At 49.1% G+C, this 16,344-nt stretch carries 10 protein-coding genes; 9 read left to right on the top strand and 1 reads right to left on the bottom strand.

Annotated features, from left to right (window positions below):
• Window positions 1-631 precede the first annotated feature (631 nt).
• The 7 genes from KDD36_11375 (at window position 632) to KDD36_11345 (ending at window position 11,245) form a co-directional block, all read left to right on the top strand.
• On the top strand, window positions 632-1,117 hold the full coding sequence (locus tag KDD36_11375; protein ID MCB0397249.1) for a MarR family transcriptional regulator: 486 nt from the start codon (window positions 632-634) through the stop codon (window positions 1,115-1,117).
• A complete protein-coding gene (gene hutH / locus KDD36_11370; GenBank protein MCB0397248.1) occupies window positions 1,114-2,682 on the top strand; it encodes a histidine ammonia-lyase in 1,569 nt (522 codons plus the stop codon). The genes KDD36_11375 and hutH overlap by 4 nt, the downstream gene beginning before the upstream one ends.
• Complete coding sequence (locus tag KDD36_11365; protein MCB0397247.1) at window positions 2,657-4,330, top strand: urocanate hydratase; 1,674 nt, start codon at window positions 2,657-2,659, stop codon at window positions 4,328-4,330. The genes hutH and KDD36_11365 overlap by 26 nt, the downstream gene beginning before the upstream one ends.
• Window positions 4,331-4,519: 189 nt before the next feature.
• Window positions 4,520-5,734 (top strand): imidazolonepropionase, encoded by a 1,215-nt coding sequence (gene hutI / locus KDD36_11360; protein ID MCB0397246.1) that lies wholly within the window; start codon window positions 4,520-4,522, stop codon window positions 5,732-5,734.
• 11 nt (window positions 5,735-5,745) lie between these two features.
• Window positions 5,746-6,714 (top strand): formimidoylglutamase, encoded by a 969-nt coding sequence (gene hutG, locus KDD36_11355; GenBank protein MCB0397245.1) that lies wholly within the window; start codon window positions 5,746-5,748, stop codon window positions 6,712-6,714.
• 117 nt (window positions 6,715-6,831) lie between these two features.
• Entirely contained in the window at window positions 6,832-9,027 is a 2,196-nt protein-coding gene (locus tag KDD36_11350) for a choice-of-anchor J domain-containing protein (GenBank protein ID MCB0397244.1), read from the top strand.
• Entirely contained in the window at window positions 9,020-11,245 is a 2,226-nt protein-coding gene (locus KDD36_11345) for a glycoside hydrolase family 9 protein (protein ID MCB0397243.1), read from the top strand. The genes KDD36_11350 and KDD36_11345 overlap by 8 nt, the downstream gene beginning before the upstream one ends.
• On the opposite strand, the gene KDD36_11340 is transcribed toward KDD36_11345, so the two are convergent.
• The gene (locus KDD36_11340; GenBank protein MCB0397242.1) at window positions 11,242-11,439 is read right to left on the bottom strand and encodes a PspC domain-containing protein; all 198 of its coding nucleotides are present in this window, start codon (window positions 11,437-11,439) and stop codon (window positions 11,242-11,244) included. The two genes, KDD36_11345 and KDD36_11340, sit on opposite strands and share 4 nt — an antisense overlap.
• A 346-nt stretch (window positions 11,440-11,785) precedes the next feature.
• Here KDD36_11340 and KDD36_11335 point away from each other — a divergent pair, with 346 nt between their 5' ends.
• Together KDD36_11335 and KDD36_11330 are read left to right on the top strand one after the other, a co-directional pair.
• Window positions 11,786-15,370, top strand: coding sequence for a gliding motility-associated C-terminal domain-containing protein (locus KDD36_11335; GenBank protein ID MCB0397241.1), 3,585 nt, complete (start codon window positions 11,786-11,788; stop codon window positions 15,368-15,370).
• Between the two features lie 87 nt (window positions 15,371-15,457).
• A partial coding sequence (locus KDD36_11330) for a hypothetical protein (protein MCB0397240.1) occupies window positions 15,458-16,344 on the top strand: 887 nt, incomplete at its 3' end.

Here is a 16,344-nt window from a genome sequence, read left to right as displayed (position 1 = left end):
TCGGGGTTCGACTCCCTGCGAGGTCACGAAACAGCAAGAGCATACAGTAGCGATACATGTATGCTCTTGTTATTTTATCCCTTTAGGATGTTACCCCTTCGGGGTTCGCATTCTCCCACATACTCGCATTTCTATAATGATTACACCCCTTCGGGGTTGCATTGTATGAACCGGTGTAGATCAAGGAATCCAGGGGAACTTAACGAGGGCTATGTTAGCATTTATCCTATCAGATATGCTCCACTAACCCCGAAGGGGTGCACTATTCATAGGAAATGTCATCAGATCCAATCACTTCATCCGTATAGAATTTTAACACGCATTGTGGATTAATTTGTTTTCCAATGCTTTTGTTTCTAAGGTGATAGCACCTCTTCTGGGTTACATTATTTGAACCGGTATATATCCAGGAATCCGGCGGAACTTAACGAGGGCTATGTTAGCATTTATCCTATCAGATATGCTCCACTAACCCCGAAGGGGTGCAATATTTATAGGAAGATCATTCTATCCGCATGCCTTTTAAATGCCCCATTTCGAAGTACCCCAACCCCGAAGGGGTGACATAAATATCTATAGATAATTTTCTTGTAAATACGTAAGTGCTTACGTAAATTTATATATTTGTACGATGGATGTGTACAAAGATTCCGGTTACCTCATGCTCGGTTCCCGCCTCAAGCGGTTGAGTGAACGTATATTGCAGGACGTAGCCGCGGTGTACAAACAGCAAAACATTCCCTTCGAGATCACCTGGTTTCCTGTCTTCTTTCAGCTGGATCGAAGAGGTAATATGTCTGTTACGGAGCTTTCGGAGACGCTACGGGTTACCCATCCGGCCATCGTGCAAATGGTGGATAAACTTGTGGGGCATGGATTGGTGAAGTCGGAAAAAGACCCGGGTGACGGCAGGAAACGCATCGTCTGTTTTACAAAAAAAGGACAGCGTTTATTGGAAAAGGTGAAGCCTGTCTGGCAAATGTTGGAACACATCATGGAGGGCCTCATGCAGGAGAATGAACATCTTCTTAATTTTAATGAGACGCTTGGTGAATTGGAAAGGGCTCTCGATAAAAAAGATATACTTTCAAGATTAAACAAATCAATAACCCCATGAGTAAGACATTTTCATTCGGGACCGATCGATTGACGGTTGCGCTTGCGCTTGACCTCGCGGCAGGAAGGGTGACGGGAACGCTATCGTCACGGGTGGTTGACCAGGTGCGCAAGAGCCGACAGGCCGTGGATGATATCGTAAAGGGTAGTGATATTCTTTACGGTGTCAATACCGGATTCGGGCCGCTTTGCCAGACACGGATATCTCCTGAGGATACGGAACAACTGCAGGTGAATCTGATCAAGAGCCACAGCGTTGGTGTGGGAGAAGCCGTGTCGCCATTGCTCTCCAGGCTGATGCTTATTACCAAGCTGCAGGCATTGACGTTGGGCTTTTCCGGTGTGTCTGTGGAGTTGCTCGAACGTATCCTCTGGCACATAGATAATAATGTGATTCCCGTTGTGCCATCGCAGGGTTCGGTGGGAGCTTCCGGTGATCTTGCGCCTCTGGCTCATTTGTTTCTGCCATTGATCGGTCTGGGTGAGGTGACGCAATCAGGCGCAAGGCGGCCGGCTGCTGAAGTATTAGCGGAGGCAGGCCTACAGCCCCTGGCATTGAAGGCAAAGGAAGGACTGGCACTGATCAATGGAACGCAGTTCATTGCTTCCCATGCCATCCTTGCCGTAGAGCGATTACACCATGCGCTCAATACCGCTGATGTGATCGGTGCGATGTCATTGGAAGCGCTCCTTGGTTCAACCCGACCGTTTGATGAACGCTTGCATCAGCTGCGGCCGTTTAACGGAAACCTTCTTGTAGCACATCGTCTTCGTGAATTGTTGAAAGGATCGGAAATGGTGGTGTCGCATGAACATTGTGAGCGTGTTCAGGATCCATACTCTCTTCGGTGTATGCCCCCCGTGCATGGAGCCTCACGTAATGCCTGGCTACATCTCAAAGAATTGACACACATCGAGATCAACTCCGTGACGGATAACCCGATCGTACTTGATGCACAGAATACCATCAGTGGAGGGAATTTTCACGGACAGCCACTGGCGTTGCCACTAGATTATGCCACCCTGGCGGCCCATGAGGTCGGGAATATTTCAGACCGTCGTACCTATTTGTTACTGGAAGGGCGTGAAGGACTCCCCAAATTGTTGATGCGTAATACCGGTATCAACTCAGGATTTATGATCCCCCAATATACTTCTGCCGCTCTTGTGAGTGAGAATAAGGCGTTGTGTTTTCCGGCCAGCGCGGATAGTATACCCACGTCGCTCGGACAGGAAGATCATGTGAGCATGGGTTCCATCAGTGGACGTAAACTCAACCAGGTGATTGATAATCTGGAAAAGGTTTTGGCAGTGGAATTGATCTGTGCTGCGCAGGCTTTCGATTACCGCAGACCTTTGAAGTCCGGGCTGATCCTGGAAAGGTGTCACGATATGGTTCGTAGCTTTATCAGTCATACGGAAGAGGATCGCGTATTCTCCGATGATCTTCAAACTGCAACACAGATCATTTCTCAATACAAATTGTCGACCCTCGCTGCTGAAACTGCAGCGGAAGCCGGGATCGACTTAAACGGTGAACATGATGCACTATACAGACTTTCTTAAAAAATACGCCACACATCCGGTTTACAAAGCGCCCAGAGGCAATGAACTTCACGCGCGGTCCTGGCAAACCGAAGCTCCGCTGCGCATGTTACTTAATAACCTTGATGCCGAGGTGGCCGAGAATCCCGATGAACTGGTGGTCTACGGAGGAACCGGTCAGGCTGCGCGGAACCGGGATGCCCTGCAAGGAATTATCAAGGCCCTTTTGGAACTGGACGAAAATCATAGTCTATTGGTGCAATCCGGAAAGCCGGTAGGCATCATCCGAAGTCATCCCGAGGCGCCCCGTGTATTGATCGCAAACAGTAACCTCGTGCCGCATTGGGCCAACTGGGAGCATTTTGAGGCCCTAAAGGAGCGAGGCTTAATGATGTACGGGCAGATGACGGCGGGAAGTTGGATTTACATCGGCTCACAAGGAATTCTTCAAGGTACATATGAAACATTTGTGTCTTGCGGTCAGCAACATTTTAATGGTAATTTGAAACATAAGCTGCTGGTGTCCGGAGGCCTGGGAGGAATGGGTGGCGCACAACCCCTGGCCGCTACACTGGCCGGGGCGACTTTTCTGGGCGCAGATGTAGATCCCAAACGAATTCAAAAACGACTGGATACAAAGTATATTGACAAGATGACCTCGTCTTACGAAGAAGCCCGCGACTGGGCGTTGGAGGCGAAGGAAAAAGGAGAGGCCATCTCTATCGGATTGGTGAGTGATGCCGGCGATCTGCTTGAGCATTTGTTGAAAGATGATATCATTCCTGATATCCTTACGGACCAGACCTCCGCTCATGATCCTGTGAACGGCTATGTGCCCAACGGTTTGTCATTGGAAGAGGCGTCTACGTTGAGAAAAAAAGATCCTGTCGAATATAAAAAGCGGTCGCTGGTTAGCATGGCCCGGCATGTGAATTTGATGCTTGATATGCAAAGAAGAGGAAGCAAGACTTTTGACTACGGGAACAACCTGCGCGAATTTGCGAGACAGGGAGGCGCTGAGCATGCCTTTGATTTTCCGGGCTTTGTTCCAGCTTATATTCGCCCGCTATTCTGCGAAGGAAAAGGGCCCTTCCGTTGGGCGGCATTGTCTGGAGATCCTGAAGATATCTACACCACCGACCAGGCCCTGATGGAAGCTTTTCCTGAAAATACCCACCTGATCCATTGGTTGAAGGAAGCCAGGGATAAGATCGCGTTTCAGGGATTGCCTTGTCGTATATGCTGGTTGGGTATGGGAGAGCGCGAAAAGGCAGGACTCATATTTAATGACCTCGTGAAGTCAGGAAAGGTGAAGGCTCCTTTGGTGATTGGAAGGGATCACCTGGATTGTGGGTCCGTGGCATCACCATATCGCGAAACGGAATCCATGAAAGATGGTTCGGATGCGGTGTCCGACTGGCCGCTGTTGAATCTGATGGCCAATACGTCCGGGGGAGCTACCTGGGTAAGCTTTCATCACGGCGGTGGTGTAGGAATGGGCTATTCACAACATGCGGGAATGGTGGTGTTGGTAGATGGTACGGAACGGGCAGCCAATTGCATCAGAAGGGTGCTCTACAATGATCCGGCCCTTGGTGTGATCCGACATGCGGACGCAGGATATGAAATTGCAGAACGGGTTGCGGATGATTTTAGGTTGAAGATCTGACGAAAGTAAAAGATATTAGATATCAGACAATGGACAATAGATACCAGACAATAGAAAATAGACATTAGATATGTGAGATTTCATAATGGCGTGATCGCCTACATTTCAGTGTCTACAATCTAATGTCTTATATCCAGTATCTATTGACCAATGATCATTAACTATCACCAATTTTAAACCAGAGCCAATTTGAAACTCCTCGGACCATTCTCCCAGATCATATCCATGCGTGGCTTGCCATCCGCAGGCCCGATTGGTGCATCACAGCTTGAAGTTATTGAAAATGGCGGTGTGCTTGTGGAAGGTGATCATATTAAAGATGTTGGGGGGTACAATGAACTCAGATCACAAGCGGATGTTTTCGAAGAGATAATTGAACCTTCCGTTTTGATGCCGGGATTGATTGATGCACATACCCACATTTGCTTTGCAGGATCACGCGCAGGAGACTATATGCGCAGGCTGGAAGGGGAATCGTATCTTGATATCAGTGCCTCCGGCGGAGGGATCATGAGTACGGTCCGTCACACCAGGGATGCAGACAAAGCACAACTCATTGATGGGATTCTGAGTCGTTGCAAACGGTTAATCGGAGATGGCATCACGACATGCGAGGTGAAAAGCGGATATGGCCTGAGCCTGGAAGCAGAAGTCAAAATGCTGGAGGCAATTGCTGAAGCGAATACAAAATCACCCGTAACTCTCGTTGCCACATGTCTTGCTGCGCATGTTTGTCCACCGGAATTCAATTCGCAGATTGATTACATTAACCATTTGGTCAACGATCTTCTTCCTGAAGTTGTTAGGCGCAACCTGGCAAAGAGAGCGGATATCTTTGTGGAAAGATCGGCGTTCGGCAGCGAGTCTGCGACCAAATATCTGCTGACCTGCAAGCAACTGGGACTTGATGTGGTTATTCATGCCGACCAGTTTACCATCGAAGGAAGCCATCTTGCAGCGGAACATCAGGTGCTGAGTGCCGACCATCTTGAAGTGAGTGATGAACCATCGATCCGTGCCATGGCAAAATCCGGCGTGATAGGTGTGGTCTTACCCGGTGCCACCCTTGGCCTTGGGCAACATTTTGCGCCTGCCAGAAAGATGTTGGATAATGGCATGTGTGTGGTAATTGCCAGCGACTGGAATCCGGGTTCTGCCCCTATGGGAGACCTGTTGACCCAGGCCGCTGTTCTTGGTGCCGCGGAAAAACTGACCATGGCTGAGACCCTGGCAGGGATGACTGAAAGGGCGGCGCGTGCACTCAGGCTTGCGGACCGCGGAATACTCACCACAGGGAAGCGAGCGGATATGATATCGTTCCCCACAAATGATTATCGTGAAATCTTATACCATCAGGGCAGTATGAAGCCAAACAGGGTATGGGTGGACGGTAAATCTTACTAACTTCATCCCCAATGAATTCATCTTTGTATAAACCAACGGATCCTTCAATATGGACCGGACGCGTCGATGGCGACGGACCACTGCACCGCAGATATCATCAAGTGATCAAACCTGTTGATCTGGGTGGAAAGTTGACGCCAACAACAGATCCTTCATGGGCGCTTTTGGGTTTTTCCAGCGACGAGGGTGTGCGTCGTAATAAGGGCAGAGTGGGGGCGGCAGACGGACCGGATGCTATCCGGAAGGCCATGGCGTCTTTGCCTGTCCATGATTCCTCCCTGAAGCTTTTTGACGGCGGAGATATTACCTGTGCGAATGGTGATCTGGAAGACGCTCAGCAAATACTTTCGCAACATGTAGCCGGACTGATCCGGGCCGGATATCGTACCTGCGTGCTGGGTGGTGGTCATGAGGTGGCATACGGACACTACACCGGGGTTGCAAATGCCCTCGGAGATCAATCCGTGGGAATTATCAATATTGATGCACATTTTGATCTTCGGGATGATTCCGGTGGCCCCTCATCCGGAACCCCTTTCCGGCAGATTCGTGAAGACCTGCAATCGACACAAAGACCATTCAGGTATTTATGTATGGGGATTCAGCAATGCTCGAATACCCGGTTTTTGTTTGACAGGGCCGATGCATGGGGCGTTGAATATGTCATGGCAGAGGACCTGATGGGGCAAACCGGTGAGATGGTGCAGGATAAGCTCGACTGGTTTATGGAAGCGGTGGATGCCATTTACCTGACCATCTGCCTGGACGTTTTTTCCGCATCAATCGCGCCTGGAGTCAGTGCACCAAATGCGCTTGGGTTACTACCCAGGGATGTTACTCCCTGGCTCAGAAATATCGTGCTATCCGGAAAATTGGTAGCAATGGATGTCGCGGAAATGAATCCCTCTCTGGATCGTGATGGCATCACTGCGAGGTTGGCAGGATGCCTGTTGGATGAATGTTTTCAGGTTTCCGTATAAGGCCAGACACCTTAACTATGCCTTCGCTTTGCTTGTTTCTTTTTCCCTAAATGGTACTTTTGTGAAGAGTAGTTTCCAAGCCGGAAAGAGCAAGAAAGTCTTAATGTTTTTATTGCCATGAAAAAAATAACCACACCGCTATTGGTGCTAGGAATCTGTATGTCGTTAACCGCCTTCGCTCAGGATGACAGAGGCCATTGTGGAACCGATCAGCATTTTCAGGACCAGTTGAAGTCCGATCCGACCATGATCATCAGGGTGCAGGAAGACATGGCACGCATCAAGGCCCAGGTGCAGCGTATCGAGGCACTGAGGAGTTCAGGTGTTGCAGACAGCGTCAGGGTGATCCCTGTGGTGGTGCACGTGATGCACGACCAGGGCATAGAACGGATTGGCCTGGACCAGATTCAGAGCGGATTGGATAAGATGAATCTTGACTTTCGCAGACTCAACGCGGATACGGTCCAGACAAGACCCGTCTTCAAACCTTTTGCTGTGGATTGTAAGATTGAATTCAAGCTGGCTAAGATCGATCCGGATGGTAACTGCACCAACGGTGTTACATACTATGAGACCCCCCTGACCTACAACTGCAGAGATACGGTGAAGAGTGTGATCCAGTGGCCACCCGATAAGTATTTTAATGTATGGATCGTGAACAGCATTGACCCTACCCGATGGAATCTGCCTGGTGGCGGAATCATTGCCGGTTATGAAGAATTCCCCTGGGCTTACGGTGTGAAAGATACTTATGGTGCCGTAGTACGATATAATTTCTGGGGGTCCAAAGGCGCAGCCACCGGAAATAACGGAAGGACGGAAACCCATGAATTGGGCCATTGTCTGGGTTTATGGCATCCCTGGCAGGATCAACTGGTGGGCGGATACGGAGATGGTTGTTCATTTACCGTAGGTCATGACTGCACGGACAACAATGATATGGTCTGTGATACACCGCCCATGCCAATACCTACATATGGGTGTGATAAAACCCAGAACACCTGTCATAATGATACGGTCGGGCCGTCACCGTTTCAAACGGATACCGTTGATCCGATTGAAAACTTCATGAGCTATGATAACTGTCAGAATATGTTCAGCATCGGACAACGCAACCGTATGGAAGCTGTCTTTGCCACCTATCCGGCACTCGACAACCTCGTGTCCTTCACGAATGCCGTTGCAACAGGAACGGACAGTGGTTATACCGCTCCGTTATGTGCGCCGCATGCTGCTTTTAAGGTAGATAAAGAGATGATCTGCGCTGGCGCATCCGTGAAGTTTACAAACCAGACGTACGGGGCAACAGCTGACAGTTTGCATTGGACCTTTCCCGGAGGAACACCTTCATCATCAATACTGACAGCACCTACCGTGACTTATGCCAGTCCGGGTACATATAATGTGACACTGATAAGCTCCAATGCCGCCGGTATGGATACCCTGATCATCGTTGGTATGGTTACCGTGCTTGGAACCACTGCGGATTATTCAGATACCATCTATTCAGACGATCTTGAAAATACGGCCCGGGTCGATAGTACCTGGTTCAATCCGGAGACAACCGGAGGTAATCAGTGGGAAGTAACAACGGCAGCATCGTCTTCCGGGAGTCATTCCTTTACCGTAAATAATTTCGATAGAATCTGGAGTGGGGAAAAACTGGAGTTGATCACACCGTCCTTTGACTTGTCTAAAGTGAGTAACCCGGAGTTTTACTACAAAGTGGCTTATGCCAGAATTGATAATCTGTCGGATGACAAACTCAGTGTTTACATCAGTACAGATTGTGGAGGCATCTGGTCGCTTCGTTCCAGCAAACAGGGAAGTCAACTCGCCACTGTGGCAGATATGACCACACCATTTATTCCGGATTCTGTATCTCACTGGAGAGAAGATAAACTGGCGATCACATCTGCTTACGCGAGTAAAACCAATGTACGGTTCCGGTTTGTATTCGAGTCATGGCGTGGAAACCACATTTACCTGGATGATTTTATGATCAGAGATAAAACCACCGGATTGGAAGATATGGGGTATTTGTCCACACAGCCCAGGGTATTCCCTAACCCTTCTTCCGGTGTATTCCATGTGGCGTGTGATTTTACCAGGCCGGTGCAACATACCCGCATTGTGCTGACCGACCTTCTCGGGCGCGTTGTTTATGAGAAGGATCATGGTACATCTGCAGCCGGAAACAGAACGTTCCTGGTAGTTGCCGACGATCAGCGGTTAAATCCGGGCATGTATTTGTTGCAAATTCAAATGGATAACGTAAATTGGAATCAGCGTGTAATGATATCCAATGAATGATCGTCTCCGGATTCTTCTCGCAGGGATAGCCTGCACAGGCCTGTTCTTCTCAGGTCAGGCACAGGTGAATTATACGGTTGAGAAGAATATCCGGGTAGATCAATTCGGTTACCGGCCACAGGATGATAAGGTGGCTGTGCTTACAGATCCCCAGTCCGGGTTCAATGCATCCGAGTCATATCAGCCCGGTATTACAATGGAGGTACGGCGCCTTTACGATGGAACCACTGCTTTCACCGGGAGTTCCGCGTTATGGAATAATGGTGCTACCCAATCCCAGTCGGGAGATAAAGGCTGGCATTTTGATTTTTCCGCACTAACGGATACCGGTACCTATTATGTATTTGATCCGGCTAATCAGGTCGGGTCCTATCCTTTCATCATCCAGCCCCATGTCTATTTCGAAGTATTGAAAGCAGCTGCCAGGGTGTACTTTTACCAGCGGTGCGGATTCTCCAAACAATTGCCCTTTGCGGAAAACGGGTGGACAGACGGTGCGTCTTATCTTGCTTCCGGGCAAGACAGTGAAGCGCATAGTGTGGATGATAAAAACAACGCCGGTCTGGTAAAAGATATGAGGGGTGGCTGGTATGATGCAGGTGATAACAACAAGTACGTGACATTTACAGAAAGCGTGATGCACCAGTTGTTAGATGCCTACCGGTTTCAGCCGGCCATCTGGACGGATGATTTTGGTATTCCGGAATCAGGTAATAATTTGCCGGATATCCTTGACGAAGTCATGTGGGAGTTGGACTGGATCAAGCGCATGCAGGATACAGTTGATGGAGGTGTGCATATCAAGATCGGAGATATAGACTATACGTCACCATCTCCACCGAGCTCCGATACAGGACCGCGGTACTACGGCCCTAAGTGCTCTTCCTCAACCATTGTGACTGCCGGCATTTTTGCACATGCCGCCGTGGTGTTATCTGCATTCCCTTCACTTGCCACCTATGTGGATGATCTCATGGTACGCGCTGAAAAAGCCTGGGACTGGTACGGACAGAATGCCCGAAGTACAAATTGTGATACCCAGGAGATTGTTTCGGGGGATGCGGATAAAAGTCTGACAGATCAGGACCAGTCTGCAGTGACCGCTGCAGCATACCTGTTCGGTATTACTGGTAAACAGGTTTATGCGAACTACGTTAACGCCAACTACACCGCGGTGACTCTTCTGAATTGGTGGGGACCCTATGGTGTGGCTTACGGAGATGGTTTGTTATACTATGCCGCACTCAGCGGAGCGGATCAAACGGTTGCGAATGCCATCCGGGCAGCCAAGCAAAGCAATGCAAATTCTGTCGGTGATTTCTATGGCTTCTCCGTGCAAAAAGACTTGTACCGTTCATGGATGCCGGATGCACAATATCATTGGGGAAGTAACCAGATCAAGGCATGTACGGGTATCATTAATCTGGATATGAATCTGTATGCATTGGATGCTACAGATAGCTTGCAATATGCAAAGCGTGCGTTGGCCAGTGTGCATTACATGCATGGCGTAAATCCAATGGGCTTGGTGTATTTGTCCAATATGGCTGATCGTGGTGCAGAGAACAGCGTGAATACAATCTATCACAGTTGGTTTGCTGATGGCAGTGCGGTTTGGGATGATGTGCGGACATCAACATATGGTCCGGCACCCGGTTATGTTCCGGGTGGTCCCAATAAAGATTATGCTGGTAGCTTAGCATGGATAGGGAATGAGCCGGTTCAGAAGTCCTATCACGAATGGAATACAGGATATCCCGAGAACTCCTGGGAAATTACGGAGCCCGGTATCTATTACCAGTCTGCATACATACGTCTCCTGGCTTCATTCACAGAATTACCGGCGGTCGATTGTTTTGGTGAAACTGGTGGAGGTGCATTTGTAGACAGCTGCGGTATTTGTGCGGGTGGTAACACGGGCATAACGCCGGTAACCGATCCGGATAATTGTACCACCGGTATGGAAGCGATGGGCGACAGGAAGTGGATCGTGTTTCCCAATCCTGTGAAAGGGTTGTTGAATATTAAACCAGTGGACGGTTCGTCATTTGACTATATGGTGTATGATGCTTTGGGCCGTGTCATCATTAGTGGCGTGGGATCAGGTAATTTGGCGATTTCCATGGAAGGCCGCCCTGCGGGAATGTATTTTCTGAGGGTCACATCGTCCGGTGAAAACCTGACGTTGCCTTTGGTGGTGCAGGATAGCGAGAATTAATAGTTGCTTTCTTCCGGGACAACCACCCAAAGTATTACATATAGAAGCAGACCCGGAAAGCCTATACTCATCAAGCTCAATAATACCCAACCGATACGCACCAGTGTGGGATCCCAGTCCTGCCATTGGGCAATGCCTCCGCATACACCTGCAAGCATTCTCTCGTTCGATCTGGTAAGTCTTTTTGTTGGCATCATTACAAATATAACGATTCAGGGTTATATCATCTTTGCGCACAATATGAAGTGCCATGGTAAATGGAGAATGTGTTAATAAACTGTGTAAACAATGGGCTTGATTTGTTTGGAAGAATAATTTTTTGTACTTTGATTTGTATCGAGTTAGCTTGATGTGCTAAGTATTTTTAGTTCGTACGATTTCGAACAACATTTATGATTAATGCAGTGTTTCTCCCGCACTAGTTGGGTACTGGGGGAGGGTAAGGATCACATGCATTGTTTTGGTAGAGTATATTTTCATGCCTTGAATCGGAGGCATGTGGCTTGAGCGAAAACTAAATTTTTAACAGGAGGGTCTCCCATGAAAAAGATCTACCTAATGTTGGTGATATACAATGTCATCGGCATGAGCCTGGATGTACGTGCACAAGGGGCGTGCGGAAGTCCGGATGGTACATTTTACGATAACAACGGAACGCTGGGTACCAGTGTAAGCATGCCTGCGGATATTGGCGTGGCGGTCAATGCTGGTAAGTGCTATAAATTTGCACAGAACCAACTTCCAAGAACGGTTTGTTATACTTATCGATACCCTACCTCGGGTACCGTGCAGTTTCGTTGGTTGACCGACAACAGACCTTGCAATGGTTCCTGCACATACGGAGGGTCGTCAACTACAAACTCAACTTTCGGTTGCAATAACCTGGGTGGTCCAACATGCGGAACCACCAACATAAATACATATGATGAATCCTGTAACCTCGTAGGACCAGGCTTTCCTATCGGAACCGGATGTGGCTCGGGCATGTTCCCGGGGCAGATATACACCGTGTGTATGACCCTCAATCCAACCGGGTGTACAGACTCCATTGTAATTTGTCCAATTCTTAATTGCTCCGGAGGTTCGTGTGGTTGTGTTCTGGCTGCCAGCACTTCTTCTACGGATGTGACATGTAAGGGCGGAAGTAATGGAACAGCCACCGTAACCGCTACCGGAGGAAGCAACCCAAAGTATACCTGGAGCAATGGAAAAACAACAGCTACGGTCACTGGCCTTTCCGCAGGAACACATTCGGTAACCGTTACTTCCAACAGTGGCATTTGTTCCGATGTGCAAACCGTAACGGTTTCAGAACCGGCTACGAACCTGACTGTTTCCGCCAGCCACACCGATGTGAATTGTAAAGGTGGAAGCGATGGAACAGGAACGGTAAATCCTTCCGGCGGAACCCCGGGATATACCTATCTCTGGGCCAATGGGCAAACCACCGCTACGGCTACGGGTTTGACAGCAGGAAACCATCAGGTTACCGTGACCGATGCAAACAGCTGCACCGGACCTGGAACAGTAACGGTTACCGTTGATGAACCTGTGGCAAATCTGACCGTTTCCGATAGCCATACCGATGTCAATTGTAAAGGAGGTAACGACGGGACAGGTACGGTCAGCCCTTCGGGAGGAACCCCGGGATATACCTATCTCTGGGCCAACGGACAAACCACCGCAACCGCTACGGGCCTGGTGGCCGGCAATCATCAGGTCACAATAACCGATGCCAACGGCTGTACCGGACCCGGAACAGTAACCGTTACCGTTAATGAACCGAATGCCGACCTCACCGCAGCAACCAATGTTACGAACGCATTATGTAAGGGAGCATCAGACGGAACAGCGACCGTGAACCCTGCCGGGGGAACGCCAACCTATACCTATCTATGGAATAACGGACAAACAACACAAACGGCCACTGGTTTGAGCGCAGGAACCTACCAGGTGACCGTGACAGATGCCAACGGATGTACCAACGTGAGTGTGGTGAGTGCTACGGTGGGAGAACCAACAGTGTTAGCACTGGCCGGAAGCGAAATTCAATCTACATGTGGAAACAGCAATGGCTCAGCCATTGTAACACCATCAGGTGGAACCCCAGGGTATACCTATCTGTGGGGGAATGGTCAAACTGGCGATACAGCAGTAGGCTTGCTTGCCGGAAACTACAATGTTACGGTAACCGATAACAACGGATGTCAGAAGAACATCCAGGTGTCGGTGAATGATCAGAACGGACCTTCTGCTACTGCATCAAGTACCAATGTACTGTGCTTTGGTTCCAATGAGGGAACTGGAACTGTGGTGCCATCAGGGGGAACCCCGCCGTTGACATTCGCCTGGAGCGATGGTCAGACCACCGCTACAGCCACGGGCCTTGTAATGGGGACATACGGGGTAACGGTGTTTGATGTCAATGGATGTTTGGCCACGCAAAGCATTACAGTTACTGAGCCAACGGTATTGTCAAGTTCCGCGACATCCTCCACCAATGTGAGCTGTAAGTCAGGGAATGATGGAACAGGGACCGTTACGCCCGCGGGCGGGACGCCCAATTATTCCTTTGAATGGAGTGATGGTCAGACCACAGCCACCGCTACCGGTTTTCCTGCAGGGACTTTTTCTGTTACCATTTCCGATGCCAATGGATGTACCTATCTGGATTCTGTCACGATTACGCAACCCATCGAACCTCTTGACCTGAACTCGGTTGCCAATAATATTTCGTGTTATGGTGGTTTTGACGGATCTATCACCGCCGGCGCCGTGGGAGGTACACCCGGTTACACTTATGAATGGAGCGACGGTCAGACAGGAGCTACCGCCACGGGGCTGATGATAGGAGGTTACACCGTAACAGTAACCGATGCAAACGGATGTACCAACTCCGGAACGTTTACCCTCATCGAGCCGACGGCATTGACCTTAAATATGGATAGCTCCAACGCGTTATGCGGTATCGGATCCGGAACAGCCACGGCCTACCCGGGTGGGGGAACCCCTGGGTATACCTATGAATGGGATGATGGACAAACAACCAGTCTGGCAACAGGATTATATGCCGGAAATTACACAGTCACCATCACCGATGCCAACGGTTGTACCATCGTCAATACCACCACTGTGTTGCAAACGCCTTCTGTAACAGGAATCACCAGCAGTACGGGTGCCCTTTGTAATGGAAGCAATGATGGTACGGCTACCGTAATGCCATCGGGCGGATCCACACCATATAGTTATTTGTGGAGTGATGGGCAGACGGGAATCATCGCCACCGGTCTGGTCGCAGGTAACTACATCTTAACAGTTACGGACAGCACCGGTTGTGACACCGTGCTAACGGTATCGGTCGGCCAACCTACACCTTTGGTCTCCAGTACATCCGGTGATCAGTTTGCATGTGAAAATGCGAACGTGATCATAAGTGCGACAGCAACCGGTGGAATCGGGCCATATACTTACCAATGGGATGATCCGGGCAGCGGTACAACACCGGACATTACTGTGATACCTCCGGTTACAACGGTTTATTCCGTAACAGTTACAGATGCCAATGGGTGTATACAAACCGACAATGTGACCATTACCACCAATACACAACCTGAAGCCGACTTCGATGTTATTTGGGTTCCGAGTTGTGACGGCCTCAGAGGAAAGTTTACGGATGTCAGTATAAATGGGACAAGTGTGCTTTGGGATTTTGGTGATGGGTATAAGTCACCGGAGTTGATGCCGATCCACGAGTTTCCCTATGGAACCATTTCGCAAGTGGTGCTGACTGTTACCAATGGTACGTGCACTGATACTGCTATGGTAACAGCGGATATTCAGAATTTCGATTTTTACAATGACCCCCAGGTGCCCAATGTGTTCTCACCGAATGGAGATGGTATCAACGAACAATTCAAGGTTTTTGTGAACGGAGAAATGGCGGAGTGTACCAAGCTGACGATCCTAAACCGCTGGGGTAATTTTATATACAGTCCGCCTGGAGGGCAACTTGCATGGGATGGGCGTACCACTGCCGGAGAGGTGGTTCCTGAGGGAACTTATTTTTATGTAGTAGACATCAATGGACACCAGAAAGCCGGAAGTGTGACCGTAATTAAAAAGTAAAACCGATTTGACGTGTAGACGTAGAAGGGGGCGAATGGCCCCCTTTTTGCTATGGTAAAGTTGCGGGCAAAACATAAGCTCCTTACCATGATTAAAATACTTCACCGATCTATTATTCTGCTGTTTGCCATGACTATGGGGGCATGCGGAACTTCCAGTATCAGTCTCTCGGTCATGAAACCCGCAGACATTACCGTGTCTCAACACATAAAGCGCATCGCTGTTGTCAACAGGAGCTTTCCATCCAAAAAAACCAAAGTGGAGAATATTCTTGAGGGTGTTATAACCGGAGAGGGAATCGGGCAGGACAGGGATGGCTCCGAAGAATGCGTGTCCGGATTGGTGGATATTCTCACAAGAACGGAACGATTTGATGCAATCCGCCCGGCGATAGAACTTGAAGGTACCGGAAGGGAAGCCTTTCCGCCACCATTGCCCTGGGAAGAAGTAGAGCGTATTTGTGCCGAAAGCAATGCGGATGCCCTTCTGCTGCTTGAGGTGTTTGATTCTGACAGCAAATTCACCCATAAGATCGTTCAGGAGAAATCAAAAACCAAAGAAGGAGTAGAGGTTGTGAGAGATGTCTCTGAAGTGACAACCGATGTAAAGGTAACCACAGGCTGGCGATTGTACGATCCGAAAAACAAACGGATCATAGATGAATACAAAACGTCAGGAGGCAAATCATGGAGCTCCCGCGGCAGTTCTGAAGAGGATGCGCGAAACAGACTTCCTTCCAAACGTAATACGGTCAGGGATTGTGGCTTCATAGCCGGGAACTTTTATGCGCAAAGAATCAGTCCGGTTCCTGTCAGGGTCACAAGAAGTTATTATGTACGAAAACACCCGTCACTTAAAAAAGCTAAGAATTTTGTTCGCGTGAATGATTGGAACGGTGCGGCGGAAGAATGGAAGAAGGTGTTGGCCACCGGCGACAACAAGCAAAAGGGTAGGGCAGCATATAATATGGCATT

Source organism: Flavobacteriales bacterium (assembly GCA_020435415.1).
Taxonomy (GTDB): Bacteria; Bacteroidota; Bacteroidia; order JACJYZ01; family JACJYZ01; genus JACJYZ01.
The sequence above is the reverse complement of the archived record's forward strand: the minus strand, read 5'-3'. Positions and strand labels throughout refer to the sequence as shown.